The sequence below is a fragment of the Campylobacter troglodytis genome (genome assembly GCF_006864425.1).
Classification (GTDB): Bacteria; Campylobacterota; Campylobacteria; order Campylobacterales; family Campylobacteraceae; genus Campylobacter_D; species Campylobacter_D troglodytis.
In genome coordinates this window covers 14,703-34,265 of the sequence record NZ_QHLI01000019.1, presented here as the reverse complement: position 1 = coordinate 34,265, position 19,563 = coordinate 14,703, and the positions used below count along the sequence as shown (strand labels likewise).

The 19,563-nt window shown below is 34.0% G+C and carries 20 protein-coding genes; 19 read left to right on the top strand and 1 reads right to left on the bottom strand.

Annotation, left to right across the window (positions count from 1 at the left end; all coding sequences use genetic code 11):
* The first annotated feature begins 49 nt into the window (after window positions 1–49).
* From DMC01_RS13330 to DMC01_RS05445, 13 genes are all read left to right on the top strand, one after another.
* Window positions 50–226 carry a hypothetical protein gene (locus tag DMC01_RS13330; protein WP_185908740.1) on the top strand — a complete coding sequence of 59 codons (177 nt, stop codon included), beginning with the start codon at window positions 50–52 and terminating at the stop codon, window positions 224–226.
* A 263-nt stretch (window positions 227–489) separates the two neighbouring features.
* The gene (locus tag DMC01_RS05495; protein ID WP_142693274.1) at window positions 490–948 is read left to right on the top strand and encodes a hypothetical protein; all 459 of its coding nucleotides are present in this window, start codon (window positions 490–492) and stop codon (window positions 946–948) included.
* A gap of 3 nt (window positions 949–951) precedes the next feature.
* Complete coding sequence (locus DMC01_RS05490; RefSeq protein WP_142693273.1) at window positions 952–1,563, top strand: T6SS effector amidase Tae4 family protein; 612 nt, start codon at window positions 952–954, stop codon at window positions 1,561–1,563.
* Window position 1,564: 1 nt separating this feature from the next.
* The gene (locus tag DMC01_RS05485) at window positions 1,565–2,164 is read left to right on the top strand and encodes a hypothetical protein (RefSeq protein WP_142693272.1); all 600 of its coding nucleotides are present in this window, start codon (window positions 1,565–1,567) and stop codon (window positions 2,162–2,164) included.
* Window positions 2,165–2,558: 394 nt separating this feature from the next.
* Complete coding sequence (locus tag DMC01_RS05480) at window positions 2,559–2,861, top strand: hypothetical protein (protein ID WP_142693271.1); 303 nt, start codon at window positions 2,559–2,561, stop codon at window positions 2,859–2,861.
* 694 nt (window positions 2,862–3,555) lie between these two features.
* Window positions 3,556–4,023, top strand: coding sequence for a hypothetical protein (locus DMC01_RS05475; RefSeq protein WP_142693270.1), 468 nt, complete (start codon window positions 3,556–3,558; stop codon window positions 4,021–4,023).
* 2 nt (window positions 4,024–4,025) lie between these two features.
* On the top strand, window positions 4,026–4,577 hold the full coding sequence (locus DMC01_RS05470) for a hypothetical protein (RefSeq protein ID WP_142693269.1): 552 nt from the start codon (window positions 4,026–4,028) through the stop codon (window positions 4,575–4,577).
* Between the two features lie 11 nt (window positions 4,578–4,588).
* Window positions 4,589–4,975 (top strand): DUF4878 domain-containing protein, encoded by a 387-nt coding sequence (locus tag DMC01_RS05465; RefSeq protein WP_142693268.1) that lies wholly within the window; start codon window positions 4,589–4,591, stop codon window positions 4,973–4,975.
* An 80-nt stretch (window positions 4,976–5,055) separates the two neighbouring features.
* On the top strand, window positions 5,056–5,925 hold the full coding sequence (locus tag DMC01_RS05460; RefSeq protein WP_142693267.1) for a hypothetical protein: 870 nt from the start codon (window positions 5,056–5,058) through the stop codon (window positions 5,923–5,925).
* Between the two features lie 527 nt (window positions 5,926–6,452).
* On the top strand, window positions 6,453–7,088 hold the full coding sequence (locus DMC01_RS05455; RefSeq protein ID WP_142693266.1) for a carbonic anhydrase: 636 nt from the start codon (window positions 6,453–6,455) through the stop codon (window positions 7,086–7,088).
* Entirely contained in the window at window positions 7,088–7,225 is a 138-nt protein-coding gene (locus tag DMC01_RS13325; RefSeq protein ID WP_185908738.1) for a hypothetical protein, read from the top strand. Before DMC01_RS05455 ends, DMC01_RS13325 begins: the two co-directional genes overlap by 1 nt.
* 170 nt (window positions 7,226–7,395) lie before the next feature.
* On the top strand, window positions 7,396–9,123 hold the full coding sequence (locus tag DMC01_RS05450) for a mechanosensitive ion channel family protein (RefSeq protein ID WP_142693288.1): 1,728 nt from the start codon (window positions 7,396–7,398) through the stop codon (window positions 9,121–9,123).
* Between the two features lie 971 nt (window positions 9,124–10,094).
* Window positions 10,095–10,559: a RidA family protein gene (locus tag DMC01_RS05445; protein WP_246059043.1), complete on the top strand. Its 465-nt coding sequence runs from the start codon at window positions 10,095–10,097 to the stop codon at window positions 10,557–10,559.
* A 2-nt stretch (window positions 10,560–10,561) separates the two neighbouring features.
* On the opposite strand, the gene DMC01_RS05440 is transcribed toward DMC01_RS05445, so the two are convergent.
* Window positions 10,562–11,677, bottom strand: a complete 1,116-nt coding sequence (locus tag DMC01_RS05440) for a Cj0069 family protein (RefSeq protein ID WP_142693265.1) — start codon at window positions 11,675–11,677, stop codon at window positions 10,562–10,564.
* A 324-nt stretch (window positions 11,678–12,001) separates the two neighbouring features.
* On the opposite strand from DMC01_RS05440, the gene DMC01_RS05435 reads away from it, so the two are divergent.
* The 6 genes from DMC01_RS05435 to DMC01_RS05410 all read left to right on the top strand — a co-directional run bounded on the left by DMC01_RS05435 (window position 12,002) and on the right by DMC01_RS05410 (window position 19,555).
* On the top strand, window positions 12,002–12,730 hold the full coding sequence (locus tag DMC01_RS05435) for an amino acid ABC transporter ATP-binding protein (RefSeq protein ID WP_142693264.1): 729 nt from the start codon (window positions 12,002–12,004) through the stop codon (window positions 12,728–12,730).
* 70 nt (window positions 12,731–12,800) lie between these two features.
* The gene (locus tag DMC01_RS05430; RefSeq protein ID WP_345788960.1) at window positions 12,801–13,589 is read left to right on the top strand and encodes a transporter substrate-binding domain-containing protein; all 789 of its coding nucleotides are present in this window, start codon (window positions 12,801–12,803) and stop codon (window positions 13,587–13,589) included.
* 569 nt (window positions 13,590–14,158) lie between these two features.
* Window positions 14,159–14,902, top strand: a complete 744-nt coding sequence (locus DMC01_RS05425; RefSeq protein WP_142693263.1) for an amino acid ABC transporter permease — start codon at window positions 14,159–14,161, stop codon at window positions 14,900–14,902.
* Between the two features lie 2 nt (window positions 14,903–14,904).
* Complete coding sequence (locus DMC01_RS05420) at window positions 14,905–15,561, top strand: amino acid ABC transporter permease (RefSeq protein WP_142693262.1); 657 nt, start codon at window positions 14,905–14,907, stop codon at window positions 15,559–15,561.
* A gap of 402 nt (window positions 15,562–15,963) precedes the next feature.
* Window positions 15,964–17,934, top strand: coding sequence for a DUF5675 family protein (locus DMC01_RS05415; RefSeq protein ID WP_142693261.1), 1,971 nt, complete (start codon window positions 15,964–15,966; stop codon window positions 17,932–17,934).
* Window positions 17,918–19,555, top strand: a complete 1,638-nt coding sequence (locus DMC01_RS05410; RefSeq protein WP_142693260.1) for a hypothetical protein — start codon at window positions 17,918–17,920, stop codon at window positions 19,553–19,555. The genes DMC01_RS05415 and DMC01_RS05410 overlap by 17 nt, the downstream gene beginning before the upstream one ends.
* Window positions 19,556–19,563: the final 8 nt, after the last annotated feature.

Below are 19,563 nucleotides of genomic sequence, written 5' to 3'. Positions count from 1 at the left end.
TAAATGCAAACGGTTCATTTAAAAATGCTTTAAATTTAAAGGAGTTTTAATGCCGAGCAACAAGCCCTACACCCTACAAACCACCTTAAAACCAAACAAAGTTCACAGTTGCTTTGGCATAAAAATAAGGGTTAAAGAAGAAGTAGATACTTTCAACAATGAGGGAAATAATAATGGCAACTTTGAAATTCACATAAATCATATAAATTTAGCGGACAAGTTTTAAATTCAAGTTTGAAATTCACCTAAGTGGTATAAAGTTAAAGGAAATAGAAACTCGAAGCAAGGGCATAAAGTTAAAAGATTTAGAACAAGAAAGCAAAGGCAAGATCACAAAAGACACACCCATTTTTTGCTATAATCAACACTCACAAGAACTAAGCATATTTTGTTACAATCAACTTCAAAAAAGCAGATCAAAATTAGACGGTAACACTATAACCATAAGGACAAATTTAAGTGAAGATCTCATAAATCAGACAAAAGAAAGTGTTTATAAATCAAGCAAAACAAGGCTTAATCAAGCCTTGCTTGTTGAATTTATCTTTTATTCCCTTGACAAATAAGCACGAGGCAAACAACAAAGCCTCGCAAAAAATTCAACTCACAAATGAAGATATAAATAAGGGATATATCGCTGTTGAATTTAAACTGCCTTTGAGGTTTATAGGAGAGTGGGAGGGGATAGAAAGGACAAAATCACGAGTAGAATCTAAAGAAATCCTTGAAATGTATTTTAGCTATGGAAAGGATTGCAAGAAAATAAAAACAAATTCCAAAATAGAAAGCGATGTGAATTTACACATCATTACACAAGGCTACAAACTAGGCGAATCACTAGCAATCAAACTAGAATCTGATGACGGTAGGACAATCAATGCAAGTGGCAAGGTGGGTGAAAATGGCGAAGTAGTGATATACAATGTATTGACAAAAAATAAGGGGTAAAAAATGGCAGTTTGGAGGGTTACTTGTGGTACAGCAAAGAAAGATTTAAAATGCATAAGACCTAGTTGGGATACGATAAAAGAAGCGTATGAGGAAATAAATGAAATTTATGGAGGAAGTAATAATGAAGCGGTGTTTTTTCATATTTTCAATATAAGGGGACGCAACAACAATAGCTGTGCTTTGAGAATGAGTTATGCACTTAATAATAGCGGTGTATCAATTAAACAGAAACTTTCCAAACCAAATGTAAGAATCAATGGTAATATACAATATAACAAATCAAACGGATACAAGTATATTATGGGTGCTGCAGGTATGAGTGATTTTTTAAATTCCATTTGGGGAAAAGCAGATAAAAGCTTTAATAAGCAGGAGTTAGATCGTGAGTGTATCAAGTGGTTACAAAATCATAATAAAAATGGCTTAATTGTCATAAGATTTTATTATAAAGCACCAGAATTTACTGCTACAGGACATACTACATTATGGTATGGAGATAAACAATGTTTTGGAGATTACAAAGAAGTTGGTGTATCACCATATGCTACAAGAACACTTACTTCGTTTTTTGAGGACAATCTCGCAACAAAATTTGAATTTTGGGAGCTGTAAAATGAAAAAAACTATACTAATGCTTTTCTTGGTGGCTATAAATCTCAAGGCTGGAGTGACATTTGGGCTAATTTCGCCAGAGGAGTTGCCATATATGTCAAAAGTGTGTAAGGGATTTTTATATGGAGGTGAAATGGGCTACTCAATACATTATGAGCCAGCAAGAATCACAAGGCTAAAAGAGGAACTAAAAAAATACGCAATGTCGCATTGCCTCAATGTAGATTTAGATAAGCTTATCAGCCAAGCGACAAAAGAAGCACCAAGAATGGCACTGCAAGGTGGAGAAATCGCTACAGATTTGCAACGAGAAACTGCAGATTTAAGGTATTTATGCACTAGCTTAGTAAATAATGGCAAACGGCTAAATATAGATGGTGCACTAAAAGAGCTAAAATCCTATATAAACAGTGCTTATACAAATAGATTTCGTATGACAGCAAATGGATTGATATCTGAAAAACCATATCGCAAGACAATGAATGGACTAAGCCCTGAAAATGTCAAACAATGCTTAACAATTTATGAATCTAGCGAGTTTGATGAGGAAATGGAAAGGATTGCAAGAAAATACTGCAAATCTAGACTTGGAGAATGTTAGTAAAGCTATCTTAAGCTAACACAAAATTTGCTTAAATTTAAGTGGCACATAAAATAAGCGAGTTTTTGCTAAAATTTTGTTTATAAAATTTGAAGGTGTGAGGAGCCAAGATCTCAACTAAGCCAAACACAGCCTACACCATAATGTCAAGTAACAAGCCCTACACCCTACAAACAAGCTTAAAACCAAACAACATTTACAGTTGCTTTGGAATAAAAATAAGGGTTAAAGAAGAAGTAGACACATTGATCAAGAAACTTTAAAATTCACATAAGGGGTATAAATTTATAGCTTAGCTCATTAAAATTTTGAAGTTTGTTTAAAAATCACAAGGATTTAAAAGCTCAAAGCAAGGGTATGAATTTAAAGGTTAAACAAGCAATAGATACTTTCAGTGGGCAAGTTTGAAATTCACCTAAGTGGTATAAATTTAAAAGAAATTGAAGCTCAAAGCAAGGGTATAAATTTAAAACATTTAGAAAAAAAGAGCAGAGGCAAGATCGCAAAAGATACTCCCATTTTTTGCTATCTTAAAGAAAGCAAACAAACACATATTGCTAAATTGCAAGATAAGACTACAAGTATAAAAATTCAAATAGCTAAGAATCTACAAAAAGATTCTAATAATAATCTAGGCTCAAGATATTTTGAGACCCAATTAAATTTAATAGGATTTTCTCTTATCAAAATTTGCTGAAATTAATAAGAAAACATCCTATTAAAATATCTTGAGTCATATTTTTGTTAGCCTCACTAAATTTGCCGCATACTGCTAAGAACAAACCTTGCTTCTTGCAGTTTTTATTTAATAGATCTTAATTACATAAAAAATGCCTCAAAAATTCAATAAGCTTTATCTACTAAATTTAAGAATAGACCTTATATTAAAAAAGCCTTGTATTTAAATTTAACGAAACTTATAAATTCTCAGCCTTAAAAATCTTTTTTATCATTAAAACAAAAAGCTTAAAAATGGCTATTTTTCACAACAGTATTGATTTGTCATTTTGAGCCTATGGGCGAAGAAGCCATCAATTTAAGGCATTTCTCCATAAATTCGTGAATTCTTAGCACACGCTAAGAATGCAAATATGATATTTTGTCTAAGCTTAATACTTTTTTGAAAAAGAGCCAAAATTTTTATATTCATTTACTGTTTATTGGGGGGGGGGTAAAATGTTATGTTTTAAATTTTTAGCCTTTTAACAGTGTTGAGTTTTATCATTTAAGCAAAGATCTCAAAATTTCCTTAGAAACAGGGTGTTTTTGCTTCATCTCTTGCAATTCATCAAAATTTCTTTTTCAAAAGAAACAATTTGACAAGAATGCGCTAAAAGATCAACACTGTTTTGAGCCTAAAAATTTAGCAAATTCATTTTAAAGGAGCTACAGTGAAGAAATTCTTTATCTTGGCAAGTTTCTTACTTGCTTCTCAGTTAGCCTTTGCTAAGGTAGTAAAGCTTAGCGTTGAGGCTGATCTTAACAAGGTAGTAGATAGCATAAGCTTTGATATAAGCCAGGGCAAGGACGCCTTAGCAGACAAGCTTTATGCCTACTGCTTAAAGCCACCACAAAAGGTGCAAAACGCCTTCAAAAAAGCCGCCGCTTTTAATGGACGAATTCGCATAGGCTTTTATAATCCAAGAGCCTTAGTAAATGCGCATGGGGGTAAGTTTTTATCCCACATTATGTCTTGCGAGTATGACAAGGCAAAGGGATACAGCCTTTCAAAGATGAACGAGTTAAATGTCGTTCGTCCTGATTTAGCCAAAGAGCTAATCATACAAGGCATTTCTGAGAGTATGGAATATCCAGGTGATGGCAATTGGTATGAGCTAGTAAGATTAATGGAGGAGTAAAAATGACTACCATCAAAAGTATAAAGACAAAGGCGATAATTGCCCTTATTTTGTCTGTGTTTGCGCTTTTACCTTATGTTGGAGTGCTTTTTACCATAGCCTTTTATGCTGTGATGTTGTTTGCGATTAAGGGCGTTAAGGAGCTTTCATCAAGCCCAACTGTGCTTAGAAATTTTCTCATCTTTGTTGGCTTAATGATACTTTCTGTGGTGCTTGAAAATTATTTTAGCTCAAGCAAGCTAGGCTCAGCCCTTGAATTTGCAGCCACGGGAGATTCTAGCTCTATCTTTTCAGGTGTTTTTATGGATATAGTTAAGATTGTAGTAGCCTTGGCTGGGGTGATCTTTGGCTTTTTTTACTACAAAGAGCTTAGTCGTTTAAGCGATAGGAGCTTGTTTATTGTCGCTTATATCTTTGTTTTATTGGATCAAGCACTTACTGTGCTATGGATGGGATGGATATCTTGGGTCTTTGCACTTTTAGCTTTTATCTTTGAGCTAATTGCTTGGATAAAATTAGATCATATCAACAAAGTTACTGTTGAAAATATTTAAAGGAGGAGAAGATGCGTAATTTTAAATTTATGCTTGTTGTAGCCTTTGCTGCGCTTTTTATAGCTTGCGGAAGCAGTGCGCCAAAGGATGTGGCTATGGACTTTTCAAAGGCTATGATAGAGGGTAAAACAAAGAAGCTTGTTTCTATGATTTATTTGCCAGAAAAATATAAAAACCATAGCGATGAGGTAGAGGGTAAGCTAATGCAAATGACAGCTAGGGTAAAGTCGCAGGTTGAGGCAAAGGGTGGCTTTGATAGAATCGAGTTTGTAGAAGAGCAAATAGACGAGGATAAAGCCACTGTCAAGCTAAAACTTCACTTCAAAGACGGCTCAAGCGAAGATGAAAGGGTGAGGTTGATTAAGTCTGATGGGAAGTGGAAGGTCAATATGAAATAGCCTTTGGACTTTAATCTTTGTCGCAAATGGCTTTGTTTCAGACTTTTGCAATGTTTCAATAGCTTAAAAAGGCTTTTGGCTTGATTTTTAAGGTCTCATTTGGCAAAAAATTTGCCTTTTTTGTCGTGGCTGTTGTGATAATAGCCTTTTTTATAAGCCTTGCTTTTTGGCACTTTGACAAGAAGCAAGGGCTTAGAATGAGCGATTTAAAGGATTTGCCTGAGTTAAAAGAACTTGATGTGGTGCTAAGAGCTGGCATTGATTTAGATTCTTTAATTATACAGCAGCTTTCAAATAGCCCCTACTCTCACATAGGAGTTGTGATAAATACAAAGCCCTTGCAAATTTTACACGCAAGCAGCACGGACACGCAAAATAAAGTCGCTGTGAGTGAATTTAGCTATTTTCTAGCTCACGCAAAGGGCATAGCTGTGAAACGTTATATGAATTTTTGGACTGTTGGGCAAAGCTATGAGCTTGAAAATGTCAAAAATTCAAGCACTTTACAAGGCATTGAAAGTAAAAACGGTGAATTTACAAACGCTGACAATCAAGGCATTTTAAATGGCACTGAAAGGCAAGATGCTGAATTTGAAAATAGCAAAGGACTTGATTTTCAAAATGCTGAATTTACAAATGACAAAAGCCTTGATTTTAAAAATGCTGAATTTAAAAGTGGCAAAGGACTTGATTTTCAAAGCACTGACAATCAAGCTATCAAGCAAGTTTTAAGCTATCTAAAAGCTCAAATAGGAAAAGAATTCAAGCTTTTTAACGAAGATGAAAAACTCTACTGCACCACTCTTATTGAAGATGCCTTTAATCAAGTATTTACACTGAATTTGCCCTACGAAAAACTTAATCTTTCACTACTTTCAGGCGAGTATCTCTTTCCAAAAGCCTTTTATGAGGATAATCAAAGTGTTTTAATTTATGAGTTTAAGCCCTAAGTTTTGTGAGTTTTTGCGTGATTTAAGCTATTTTGAATTTTATGAATTTTTAGGCTTTTTATGACTTAAATTCGCAAATTTTGTTTAGCTTATAAAAAGATGGACAAGAGCTTAGGTATCCTTATGCAAACAAAGCTTTTAAAAAAATTATTTGGCAAAGTTCCATAATCCATTTTCTATATTCCATAATCTGTACTCCATATGTATTTTTCATAAATTTTGACATTTAAAATTCAAAGATAAACTCAAAAATTCACAAAAGATCTTATTTTGCATAAATTTAGGTTATAATCTCAAATTGTTTGTGTCAAGTTATGCCTTTTGCAAGAGGCTAGGTTAAATTTATAAACTTGAAAAAATTAATTTAAACATTTATTGATAAAAAATTTAAATCTTGGCTGAATTTAAAGCCTTGCTTAAAGGCACAAATTAAAGGCGGCAAGTTTTTCTAAAAAAGACCTTGAATTTAAGCCTTGTTTGAAAGCACAATTTAAATTCAAAGGGTTTAAAGATTATTTGGAGTTGTAATGAGGAGCATTGTTGGTGGTGCTATTAAATTTATGCAAGAGGATTTTAAGGAGCATAAAAAACTCTTTAAATCCCTAAAAGATAGGCAAAATCCGCACACCCTCTTCATAGGCTGTGCGGATTCTAGGGTGGTGCCAAGTTTGATTACAAGCACTGCTCCTGGTGAGCTTTTTGTGGTAAGAAACATAGCAAATATAGTGCCTCCTTACCGTGTGGGAGAGGATTATCTAGCTACTACCTCAGCCATAGAATATGCCATAACTTCTTTAAAAGTAAAAAACATAGTCGTGTGCGGACATAGTAACTGTGGGGGCTGTGAGGCCTTGTATGATGAAAAAAGCCTAGAAAAAACCCCAAATGTCAAAAAATGGCTAAGCCTCTTAGATGATATAAAAGATCAGATCCTAGAACTTGATCTAGCAAAAAAGGATCTAGCTATGCGTTCTTGGCTAACAGAAAGGCTTAATGTGTTAAATTCCTTGCAAAATTTGCTTGATTATCCAGGACTTAAAGACACAGTTTTAGAGCAAAAAATTTCCTTGCACGCCTGGCATTACATAATCCAAACAGGAGAAATTTACGAATACAACATAGATCAAAAGCATTTTGTGCTTTTAGCTAAGAAGGAGAAATGATGAAGAAGTTCTTTTATCAAAACATATTAAGTTTTGTCTATCGTCCAAGCTATCTTAAAAAGAAGATCTTTTTGTTGAAGCTTTTATCTCACAAGCACTTAGGCATCTTTTTTTTAGGGCTAAAGAAGGAGAAATAATGAAGAAGTTCTTTTATCAAAACATATTAAGTTTTGTCTATCGTCCAAGCTATCTTAAAAAGAAGATCTTTTTGTTGAAACTTTTATCTCACAAGCACTTAGGCATCTTTTTTTTTAGGGCTAAAAAGGATAAATTTGCACAAAATCAATGCTTTTTTGAAAAAAAGCCAATGCAAAAATGCCTTTTAATTCTTTTTTCTCTTTGTCTTTTTGCAAATGCTACTGAACTTGATCTTGTGGTTGAGGATCTTGTGTCTTTGAATTTAGAATTACAAGAGCAAAAAAATGAGCTAAATAAAGAGTTTTTTGCCAAAGAAGAAGAAAGGCTAAGAAAACAAAAGCGAGATCTTTTAGAAAAAATTCCAAGCCTCATTGTAAAGCAGGATCTAAACAGAGACTTTATGCAAGGCTTTGAGCTTCAAAAGAAACAAAATTCTCAGTTTCTTAGGATCATAGAATTTAATGAGCTTTTTTATGCATCTTTGTTAAGATTAAGTGAGCTTTTTGTGGCAACAGCTAGCAGCAAGGAGATGAAAGAAAGCATCAGTGCTAGTATAATGAGCCTTGATGAGCATTTTGAGCTGTTATCTGAAACTGATGCGTATTTACAGGCTAAGATGGCTACTTATTTAGAAATTTTAAACTATCTAAGGGATAATGCTTATTTGTTTGAAAGCAATTATATCTTTGCTGAATTTAAACTTCAAGCCCTAATAGATCTCATAAATGCTTATTTTCAAACCGAGCTTGTTGATATGGGTAAGCTTATCATCTGTGTAGCTATTTTGCTAATTTTTTGGGCTTTGAGGGTGTTTTTGCCACCCTTTATTTTATTTTGCCTAATGAGGCTTTTTTTCAAGGGCTCAAAAACAGTTATGGATAAATCAGAAGTAAGAGAGATCTTCATAGATAAAAACCAAAGACCCTTTCAGCTTATACTCTTTTTTTATGCCTTTAGCATATGCTTTGCCATTTTTTATTATCCAGCACCTGTCAATGAGCTAATTACAAAGATCTTTTATGTACTTTATGCTGCCTTGTTTGCCTGGCTTGTAATGGGCATCTTAAACAGCTACGGCATAATGCTTGTAGCAAAGCTTGCTGAAAAAAGCGGAAAAAAAGAGGTGGCAAATTTAATCATAAAGGTGCTTTATTTTGTCATCATCATCATAGCCACGCTCTTAGTCCTAGCCCATCTTGGCTTTAATGTTCAAGCCATCATAGCCTCGCTTGGCATAGGAGGGCTTGCTGTTGCCTTGGCTGCAAAAGACATCATTGCAAATTTCTTTGCCTCTTTGATCATCTCCTTTGATGATAGCTTTAATCAAGGAGATTGGATAGAACTTGCCGGGGTTGAAGGAACTGTCGTTGAAACAGGGCTTAGAAAAACAACGCTAAGAACCTTTGATAATTCTTTGGTCTTCTTGCCAAATTCAACAGTAATGAGTGCTAATGTGAAAAATTGGAGCAAAAGAAAGGTAGGAAGGCAGATTAAAATGATCCTAGGAGTAGCTTACGATGCAAAGGTAGAACAGCTTCAAAGCTGCATAGCAGATCTGCGAGAATATCTTGCCAAAAGCCCTCTTGTAGCCCATAAAGAAGATAGTGCCTTAAATGCTACCTACAGTGCCTCTTACCGTCAAAATCTAGTTTCTGTAAATGACTTAGAGGGCTATAAAAACTCTTGCTATGTGAATTTAAGCCAGTTTGCTGATAGTTCTATCAATATAGAGGTGTATTTTTACACAAAGACAATCAACTCAGCTGAATTTAGAGAGGCAAAGCAAAGCATAATGCTTGATTTTATGCGAATTTTAGAAAAAAATAAACTAAGCTTTGCCTTTCCAAGCCTTAGTCTTTATGTGGAGAATTTTAAGGATCCAAGCATTAAGGCTTGAATTTTAACAAAATAGCCCATTTAAAGAACAGCTTATTTTTAAAGGCTTTTGTGTAAAAGATATTGAATTTAAGAAAAGCCCTTGTAAGAGCTTTTTCAAAATAAGAGTTTTTTCAAAAAATATGCCTTATCATTTTGTCATTTTAAGCTTTCAAAAGAAGCTTTTTTGAATTTAAGGGTGCTTCAAAACAGTTAGTGCGACAAATTTTAATACTGTTATAAAATAGCCCTTGAAAAAGGGCAAAGAAGCTTAAGAAATTCAAACTGCTTTTTGAATTTTAACAGTTGCTTTGTGAAATTTTTAAGACAAATGCCTTGTTATTTTGAAAAGAACAAAGGAAACTTTGCATAAAATTCAAAACTTTGAAAAAGCACTTATTTATTCTTGGCTCAATTAAACTTAACAAGATTTTATCTTGTCAATTTTAATAAAGTTTGATTAGAATTTTGTCCTAAAATTTTCGTATTAATTAAGTTTTTTAAATGAAGGATAGAATTTTCTCTTTTAGTCATTAAATTTGGCAAAAAGAAATTTAGAAAAATCTCAGAAATTCATATTTTAGTTGATATAATTTCGTCTGTTTGCAAACTCGTTTTTAGAGTGTTTTATAAAATCTTGTGCCTTTGCTTATTCTTGCAAAGTTGCAAGATGGATAACGCAGTAAAAACTTTTGCAACCAGCCTCATGTTCACGCTTATCATGCACACTTTTTTCCCCTTCTACTACGCAGTTACGAGCTTAGCATTGTAAAAAATAGCTCTCATCAACTTCAAGCACTCATCTTAGAAAGCTTCGTGCATTCTTTGGCTATCAAAATATGAATTTTTTGAAAATTTTACACAAACTTTAATGACGAATTTGACAAAGTTTAGAGCCTTTAAAAAAGGGCAAAGAGGCTCAAAAAATTCAAACCGCTTTTTGAATTTTCACTTATTTTTTCGTGGAATTTTTAAGACAAATACCTTTTTATTATGAAAAGAACAAAGGGAACTTTGTATGAAATTCAAAACTTTAAAAACGCACTTATTTATTTTTTAAGGCTAAAATGCAGTTTAAAATTCAGCAGTTTAAAATTCAAAGGATACACAGTGATTAAAAGATACAAAGAAGATAACCGTATGGCTCAACTTGTAGTGAGTGGGAATTTTTTTGAAAGTGCTGGGCAAGTAAGCTTAAATTCAAAGCTTGACATAAAAGAACAAACAAGGGAGGTTTTAGACAAAATAGATCAGCTTCTAGCTCTTATTAACACAGACAAAAGCTCTCTTACAAGGGTGCAAATTTGGCTTAATGATCTTAAAGATTTCGATGCTATGAATGAAGTATATGATGAATGGTTAAAGGATGCCCCAAAACCTGTTCGAGCCTGTGTTGGCTCTACTTTGGTAAGGGGTTGTAAGCTTGAAATTCAAGTTTTTGGCTATCTTAAAAACTGAATTTATTTTTTTGCCTCATTTACTATCTCAATGATGGTATCGCCTACCATAAGGGCTATTTTATCCATATATTCAGCAGGACTTGTAAAGCCAACGCAAGAGCAGTTTATCTCGCCAAGGACATATTTATCCTTGCCGTTTTTGTCTGTATCAAGGATGAAATCAGCAGTCCAAATAAGAGGAAGATCGTAATTTCCAAGCTTTGATCTGATCTCAGGTAATTGCACCAAGAACCAATCAATCAAGCTTTGCCAATCCTTTGGCTCATCATAGCGGTATTTTGCCCCACTAAACAAGGTAGCAGAAAAGGCATCGCCTCCTTCGGCTGGCTTTTTGTGCACCACATAAACAGGGGTCTTATAAAGCATTAAAATGCGAATTTCACCCTCTTTGATGCGAGGCAAGAAGGTCATATCTACAAGCATACCGTTGTCTCCATTTAAATACACCTCGCAAAAGTCCATAAATTCACCAAGCTGTCTATTTTCGCTGTGATTATCCTTTGCTTCGGTGCAAATGATCTTTGTATCAAGTGGAAGTGAATCAGCTTTGCCATACCCATCAGCAGATTCTAAACGAACACGCCAAATGCCCTCTCCTGTTGAGCCTCTATTTTGCTTTAAAACCCTCTCGCCCTTTGCAAGTGTCTTTGGGAAATTCTTCTTAAAATCATGCTCTCCTCCAGCCTCCCACTTTACACCTATCCTCTTTGCCTCATTTGGCTCATAATAAGCTAGGGTATCAGTTGGCACAAGCTCTGTGTTTCTTAATTTTGTTAGTGCATCTTTTGCTCCATATCCTATCATAGCATCAGGATGAGGCATACCAACAAGTCCGTCCTCACAAAGCTTTCTTAAAACACCAAAATACAGCTTTTCTTCTTTGAGATTACCAGGATTTACCCTTGATACATAGCCATCTGCGTTGTTTTTTACATGCTCGTAGATCTTATTCTTCTCGCTTTCATTTTTGAGGATCTCATCGGTAAAAAAGACCACCTCAGCGTTCCAGCCCTTGGCTTTTAAAGCATTAACCATGGGCATAGTATCCTTTCTGTAGCCATCAGGTCCCTTGTCGCTTCCGCCTCTTGCCTCAAAAAACACTATGTTTTTCTTCATCTTCACTCCTTTTTGAAATATTGTCAAATTTCATTATACAAAAAATTCAATTTTATTTTTATTAATTTTGCATTATTTTGAAGAAAAAATTAAACACTTTTTAAATTTTTACTCAGTTATTGTGAACTTATTTACAAGCTTCTTGCTTTATTAAAAAAGGCTTGAATTCTAAGATACAAGGCTCGTTTTTTTACATATAAAGGGCTTAAATTCAAAGCCTTGAATTTAAAATTTGATGAAGACTGTGAATTTTATGAATTTTTATAAAAAATTATGCTTAATTTGTGTTATAATCAAGCCTAAGTTCAAAAAAAGGCAAGATAGTTGATAGAATTAAAAGGGGTAAATAAATTTTACGGAAGCCATCAGGTGCTAAAAAATATAAATTTAAGCATAAAAGATGGAGAAAAGCTAGTTATAATAGGACCTAGTGGAAGTGGCAAAAGCACCACCATTCGCTGTATCAATGGCTTAGAAGAGGTAAGCTCTGGTGAGGTTGTAGTAGGTGGAGTTAAGCTAGATCACAAAAGCAAGATTAAAATTTGTCAAAAATTTTGTGCTATGGTTTTTCAGCATTTTAATCTTTATCCCCATTTAACAGTAATGCAAAATCTAACCCTTGCTCCCATCAAGCTTGATAAAAAATCCAAGCTTGAAGCAGAAGAAATAGCAAATAAATACCTAAAAATAGTAGGTCTTAGCGACAAGGCAGCCGTGTATCCAGCCACCCTTTCAGGAGGGCAGCAACAAAGAGTAGCCATAGCAAGAAGCCTTTGCAGCGAAAAGCCATATATGCTCTTTGATGAGCCAACAAGTGCACTTGATCCTGAAACCATAAAAGAGGTCCTTGATGTTATGCGTGAGATTTCTCATCAAAGCAGCACCACTATGGTGGTAGTAACGCATGAGATGGGCTTTGCAAAAGAAGTAGCTGATAGAATAGTCTTTATGGAAGATGGATTGATAGTAGAGGAAAATGTCCCAGAGGAGTTTTTCAAAGAACCTAAAACTCAAAGGGCTAGGGATTTTTTAGGCAAAATTTTAAATCACTAGCTCTTTTTAAAACAAGGATCTAGGTGATTTTATGAACTGTTGAATTTAAAACTACTACAAAGGAGTAAAGATGAGTAAAAAGATGTTTAGGGCTTTTAAGTTAGCCTTTTTTTTGGGACTGTTTGGCCTACTGCTTAGTGCTTGTGGGGATACTAAGAGCGATGAGCTTGAAGCCATTAAAAAAAGAGGGGTGCTAACAGTTGGGCTTAAAAACGATGTGCCTCGTTTTGGTCTTTTAAATCAAACAAGTGGAGAGATAGAGGGCTTTGAAGCAGATGTGGCAAAGGCTATAGCAAAAGAGCTTTTAGGAGATGAGAGTAAGGCTACCTTAATCGCAGTAAATGCCAAAACAAGAGGTCCCTTGCTTGATAACGGCTCAGTAGATCTAGTCATAGCAACCTTTACCATTACAGAAGAAAGAAAAAAGTCTTTTAATTTTTCAGCCCCTTACTACAAGGACTCCATAGGCTTACTTGTGCTAAAAGAAAAGGGCTATAAGAGCTTTGAGGATATGAATGGTGCCAAAGTAGGAGTAGCCCAAGCAGCTACTACTCGCAAGGTGATAGATGATAGTGCCAAAGAAAAGGGAGTTGAGATAGAATTTAGCGAATTTCCTGATTATCCAAGCATAAAGGCTGCCTTGGATGCTAAGAGGGTTGATGCCTTTTCTGTGGATAAGTCCATCTTGCTAGGCTATGTGGATGATAAAAGCGAGATCCTTCCTGATAACTTCGCCCCGCAAGAATATGGCATAGTAAGCAAGAAATCCAACACAAAATTAGCAGCCTTTGTGGATGAATTTGTGGAGAATAATCCTGAATTGCTTGAAGAGCTAGCCAAGAAATGGGGCTTAAATTAAATTTAAGTTCAGCCTAGCCCTTGTAAGCTTGTTTGATTTAAGCTAGTTAAACTTAGTTTTGCTAGCTTAAATTAAGCTTAAATGCTGAATTTATTTTATAGGCAAAGAGCTTAGGGCTTTGAGTGTTGCTATGCTAGTTGCTAATTTAAAAGATATGAAAGACAAGGTGCTTTTTAAAAGAATTACGAGCTTTTTGTAAAAGCAGATGTTTAAGTGATCTTTCTAAAAAGTTTCTGTTTAAGATACAAGGCTTAGGGTAAAAGATGCTTTTAATCATAAGCCTTGTCATATTTTAAAGAAAGAGCCTTATATTAAGCTTAGCGTTACAAGACAAGGTGCTTTTTTCAAAAGGTGTTAATTTGTCATTTTATTTCCTTTGTCAAAAGGATAAGCTATTAAAATTCAAGCCTTTGTGTGAATTTTAAGGGCTAAATTTCTAAATTTAGGCATTGTTTACAAAAATGTTTGAATTTTTGCAAAATGACAAAGAAAGACAAAGTAGCATTTATTTGAAATTTAGCAGTTTCTTAAAACAGAGTCAAAGATGATAAAAATTTAAGTGATAAAATATGAGTGATCTTGCAAATAAACTACGTGAGTTTTTAAACTCACTTGGACTTTACAGTGAAACAAGTGGCAATCCCTTTGCCCTATGGAAATTCATAGACACCCTTGAAAGAGGGGATAGCTTTTTAAGCGGCTTTGCTTATACCTTATCTGTAAGCATCCTTGCCATTCTTCTTGCCTTAATCATTGGCATTATAGGCGGTATGATGGCTAGTAGCAAGATAAAAATATTAATTGTGCTTAATAGAATTTATGTTGAGTTTTTTCAAAACACCCCCCTTGTGATTCAAATTTTCTTTCTTTATTTTGCTTTGCCTCCACTTGGGCTTAGTCTTGATGTTTTTAGCGTTGGTGTGCTTGGCATTGGGGCATATCATGGAGCTTATATTAGCGAGGTTGTAAGGGCTGGCATTTTAAGTGTGCCAAAGGGACAGTTTGAAGCAGCCTCATCTCAGGGCTTTACTTATATCCAACAAATGCGTTTTATTATCCTTCCTCAAACCATAAAGATAATTTTGCCTCCCCTTACAAATCAAATGGTAAATTTGGTTAAAAACACCTCAGTGCTTTTGATAATAGCAGGAGGTGAGCTTATGTTTGTGGCTGATGTTTATGCTGCTGATAGTGGAAATTACGCACCCTCTTATCTTTTTGCAGCCTTTTTGTATTTTATCATCTGCTATCCCTTGGCAAAATTTGCCAAAGGCTACGAGGATAGACTTAAAAATCAACACAAGAGGACTTAGCTATGCAGGTATTTAGTGCTGAAAATTTACTTTTTTTGTGGCAGGGTTTGCTTTTAACTCTAAAAATAGCTATCTTTACCTGTGTAGTTTCAATCATCTTTGGCACAGTCCTAGCCATACTTAGAAATTACGGAGGTAAGATAGGCTCAAAATTAGCAGGAGCTTACATTGAGATCTTTCGCAACACCCCCTTGCTACTTTGGATGCTAACTGCTGTCTTTGTGCTGCCAAGCTTTTTTGGTAGGGCTGATCCTGCTCTTTGGGGTAGCATAGGCTTTTCTTTATATACAAGCTCTGTTATGGCTGAGATCGTTAGAGGTGGGCTAAATGCAGTGCCAAAAGGGCAGTTTGAGGCTGCGTATTCTCAGGGCTTTGGGAAATTTTTCACCCTTCGTTTCATCATCTTGCCTCAAGCCTTTCGCAACATAGTGCCATCCTTGCTTTCTCAAATCATTACAACCTTTAAGGATACTTCTTTTTTAGCAGGTTTGCAAATTGCCGAGCTTACTTATCAATCTAAAATTTTACTAGCCCAGCTTAAGAGCTTTGAGGAAATTCTAGCTATGCTTAGCTTGATCGCCTTGTGGTATTTTGTGATTTGTTTTAGTCTATCTATACTTGTTAGGTATTATGATAAAAAAACCCGCTACGCCTTTTAGAGCTTTTGAATTTAAGGCTTTGATCTTTTTGATACAAAGGTTTAGCAAACTTAGAGCATTAAATTTTAAGCACTAAACAATATAACTTTTCCAAGTAGTAGAATGGGGCTTTGCTCGTTTGATTTAGCTAAATTTAAAGGCTGAAAATTTTGTCCTTCATTTAAGGAAATAGAATTTAGATATAAGGCTAAAATTTTAGGACAAAATTCTCATCAAAATTTGCTGAAATTAATAAGAGAAAATCTTGTTAGGTTTAATTGAGCCATCTATATATCAAGCAAATCTAGCCTTGCATTAAACAAAGATAAAATTACTCTAAAAGTCAAAGCTTATAAGCTAACACTAGATGAAAATGAATTAACTGTAAATAAGCCCGTTAATGTGAAAAAAAGGTAATAAAATATGGAAAAAAGCGCAATTTGCATAGAGTTTTTTGATCTTGATTCTAACAAAAGGATTGAAAATGGTAGGGCAGAAATTAAAAATGTAGATAATAAAACCACGCAAATTTGCACAATCGTTAATGGAAAGCTTACGCTAAACATTGACAAAGACTGTGTCGCAGATTTTCATAGCATTTGTTTAATCTGTGATGATGGCAGCAAACAATATCCATATAATCTAGCAACAAAGACAAAAGAGATAAATGGTAAAATCACTCTTACTCAAATCACGCAAAAACTTATCAATGCAAGAAGCTATGTAAAATGCAATGCAAGATTATACTTTAAGCCTTGTGAAACTCCTACAAATCAATATAAAGTTGGCATCATCAAATGCTATAAGGTTTTAAATAATGGGCTAGAAAAGGAAAGAAAAAAACAAGAGGGCTATGATTATTTTCTTGATAGCAAGGATGAAATTTTTGTAGCTGACTGTGAGCAAACAGTAGCCTTTCAAGCATATTTTTATAGAGATTTAGAAATAGATAAATTATTATCACAAAAAAATCGCAAGATCTTAGCTAATGAAACTATGCAAGCTTACATAAATGTAGATGAAATTCAGTGGTTTATAAATGACATAGAACTAAAAGGAGACGAATTTAAAAGCAATCTTATTTTTGTAAATTTTAAGGATTTTGGCTTTAAAGATAAAGATATATTAAGCATACAAGCTAAACTAAAATCGCAGTCAAATAACTATATAATAAAAAGGAAAATGCCATACAAAGAGCCATTTAAGGCTAATGGAAAATTATTGATAGATGATAGCGAAAGGGACAAAATATATAAACATACAGTAATTGACGCACTAGGCCAAATGCACTTGGCAATAGAGCATAGATCTGCCTTGGTGTATGATTATAGGGGCTTGTTTTTGTATGAAAATAGACGCGAGGTATGCAAGCTTGATACAAATAATGACATAAATGACAAAAAAATAGAAAAGCTAAATGATTATATTGATTTTAACAAAAAGAGATATAAAGCAGAAATATCAGACAAGACATCATCTACAATTTCTATTTATATAGAAGTTAATGCAAATCAAAAAATACCCCTAAAATTTAATTGCAACAATAACGATGCCTTATCATTTTTTAACAATAAACAAATAAAAAGCATAATTCCCTTTATCTACTATAAACCCACACAATATGTCATTTTTATAAATCGTCATACACAAACACCAAAATATACTTTGTCGGATTATCAAATATTAAAACGACAAGAGAATGGAGAATATGAATTAGTAGCACAAGAGAACATAGCAAAAGGCGTCATCTTAGAACCTTGCGGTCCTGATGGGCTTTTAGCTGACACTGTTTTACGCATCCCTGAGGGGCATTATAAAATAATGGAAAAAGGCACAAAAATGGAAAGCTTAAGGACTTATTATTCAACACAAGGACAACATAGCAATCTATTACCAAAGCTTTATGATGATGAGTTTGTCTTAAGTGGTAGCCATAAGAACAAAAGAACAGAAATACTCATCCACTCAGGCACAAATGTGCTAGAATCCCCGCTTGATAGGACTGAGGGTTGTTTGCTGATAGGGAGGGAATTTAAGAATGGTGAGCTTATAACGCATAGCAATAGCACAGTCAATTTTTCAGAAATGAGAAAAAAACTTGAGGACATAGCCAAAGAAAGAAAAACTAGTTTGTCTATTATTAGCAATAAAAGACTTAATAAGGATGAAGAGGAAAAAGAAATAAAGCAACTAAATAAGAAATTCTGTAAAAAAGACGGCGAACATTACAAAAATAATATAGAACCATATATCAATGCAAGCATTAGAATGCTTATGGAGTTTATCAAAAAAAATGCAATAAAATCTCAAGATGGTAAAAATAGATACGAAAATTTTAGCATCCATATAAAAAATAATTTTAGCAAGGGAGAATATGATGTACGAATGGGTTAGCAAAGAAGAGTATGAAAAAAATATCAAAAACTTAAAATTTGCAAAAACGCTAAACAATGTCGAAGCAATGCTTGTATTGCAGTGGTATAGATTAGAATCTGCCGATTTGCCATTTGGAGCATATAAGTCCATAGAGCATATAGAGAGGGAATTTAATATTATTTATAATTCTAGTATAGAAATACTTATTTACACTAAAAATGAAAAATATTTTATACGAAGTGCGTTATTTGGAGATTCAAAACTATCGCTTCGTAATGATTGGGAGGATTACAATCCTGCTAATCTAAATTTTAATCATATTTATGCAAGAGAATTATTGACAAGATTTGCCCCACATACATTAGAGTGGTTTTTTAGTGAGCGAATCAAGGGCTTTTTGCAAATCCCTGTAAGAGTATCGCTAGGCTTACCTGAAGCAGAAAAGGTTTATTTTAAAGATGATGATTTTTTGACTTTTGAGGATATACATATTGTTGGCGATTATATCACAGGATATATCCAAAGTGGTGAAAATATAGGCAAGGAAATCCGAGAAACAAGACCTTACGCCTATATCACAGACTTAGAAAAACTAGGTGAAGCCATAGAATTTGATGAGCTAAATGAAAAAGACATAGTCTTAGAGGATAAATTCAACTTCGCACCAAGATTTAAAATGTATGAGCCATATAATTTAAAAGCTACTCAAATGTATAAGGAACACAATATAAGATATAAACTTAAAGATTTTGCCGAGTACAATGCAATGCCAAGAGATGATAAAGAAATGTGGATAGATTTGATGCAATATACCAAAAAAATCAAAACACCTAAAAAACATAATATTTTAGATTTACGACCCGATTATGTTAAATTCAAAGGGCTTTGGGCTACGACAAGATCTGTGTTTAATTTTGATAAGTTTTATGATTGGAAGGGTGATTTAGATGAAGGATATTTTACAATGCTAGATGATGACTCGATAAAACAAAAAGTATATGAAACAAAGGATTATTTTTACATAATTTTAAATGGCAAAAAATATAAAAAATATAAACGAGATTTTAGCGACTTTGAATATTACACTTGTGAAGTACCTATACTTAGTAAACCTTATGGGGCTTCAAAGGTGATAACAACTATGCTAATAGCGTTGCCGAATTTTATTGATTTTGGAATTATCAATAATGGTAGCGGTAATTCAGATGATGAAGAAGGTCAGTCTTGGGTTTGGTGGATAGAAAAACGAGAAAATTTCATAAAAGAACACCCAAATGCTTTAAGCCCTAATCATTATGCCATCTTCATTCACAACATACTAGAAAATGATATGGCTGAAATTTCAATCTGTGCTTATGATGTTTTAAATCCAAAGGAGCCAAACTACAAAAATCTAAAAAATCCCCTTCATTCTAGATGCTACATACCAAGTGCTTATCTCATTCCTATGCCTGATTTTAATAGAGATGAGGGAGGCATAATGTATCCAAGTGCTAAATTTGCCAGACTTGCTGTGGAAGAGGGCAATGGCGATCTGTGTTATGGCAAAGAACCAGATGAAACTTGCAATGATCAAAAAGCAGATGAGGAGCGATATATCTACTACATTAAGCCTAAGAAATTCAAGTATTTAAAATAATGAAGTCA

What these genes read in the sequence shown, in the direction of transcription:
- DMC01_RS05420 (WP_142693262.1), top strand. Translation starts at nt 14,905, where the DNA reads ATGCAGGTATTTAGTGCTGAAAATTTACTTTTTTTGTGGCAGGGTTTG.
- DMC01_RS05450 (WP_142693288.1), top strand. Translation starts at nt 7,396, where the DNA reads ATGCAAAAATGCCTTTTAATTCTTTTTTCTCTTTGTCTTTTTGCAAAT.
- DMC01_RS05430 (WP_345788960.1), top strand. Translation starts at nt 12,801, where the DNA reads ATGAGTAAAAAGATGTTTAGGGCTTTTAAGTTAGCCTTTTTTTTGGGA.
- DMC01_RS13325 (WP_185908738.1), top strand. Translation starts at nt 7,088, where the DNA reads ATGAAGAAGTTCTTTTATCAAAACATATTAAGTTTTGTCTATCGTCCA.
- DMC01_RS13330 (WP_185908740.1), top strand. Translation starts at nt 50, where the DNA reads ATGCCGAGCAACAAGCCCTACACCCTACAAACCACCTTAAAACCAAAC.
- DMC01_RS05490 (WP_142693273.1), top strand. Translation starts at nt 952, where the DNA reads ATGGCAGTTTGGAGGGTTACTTGTGGTACAGCAAAGAAAGATTTAAAA.
- DMC01_RS05425 (WP_142693263.1), top strand. Translation starts at nt 14,159, where the DNA reads ATGAGTGATCTTGCAAATAAACTACGTGAGTTTTTAAACTCACTTGGA.
- DMC01_RS05415 (WP_142693261.1), top strand. Translation starts at nt 15,964, where the DNA reads ATGGAAAAAAGCGCAATTTGCATAGAGTTTTTTGATCTTGATTCTAAC.
- DMC01_RS05440 (WP_142693265.1), bottom strand. Translation starts at nt 11,677, where the DNA reads ATGAAGAAAAACATAGTGTTTTTTGAGGCAAGAGGCGGAAGCGACAAG.
- DMC01_RS05455 (WP_142693266.1), top strand. Translation starts at nt 6,453, where the DNA reads ATGAGGAGCATTGTTGGTGGTGCTATTAAATTTATGCAAGAGGATTTT.
- DMC01_RS05485 (WP_142693272.1), top strand. Translation starts at nt 1,565, where the DNA reads ATGAAAAAAACTATACTAATGCTTTTCTTGGTGGCTATAAATCTCAAG.
- DMC01_RS05410 (WP_142693260.1), top strand. Translation starts at nt 17,918, where the DNA reads ATGTACGAATGGGTTAGCAAAGAAGAGTATGAAAAAAATATCAAAAAC.
- DMC01_RS05465 (WP_142693268.1), top strand. Translation starts at nt 4,589, where the DNA reads ATGCGTAATTTTAAATTTATGCTTGTTGTAGCCTTTGCTGCGCTTTTT.
- DMC01_RS05445 (WP_246059043.1), top strand. Translation starts at nt 10,095, where the DNA reads ATGAAAAGAACAAAGGGAACTTTGTATGAAATTCAAAACTTTAAAAAC.
- DMC01_RS05470 (WP_142693269.1), top strand. Translation starts at nt 4,026, where the DNA reads ATGACTACCATCAAAAGTATAAAGACAAAGGCGATAATTGCCCTTATT.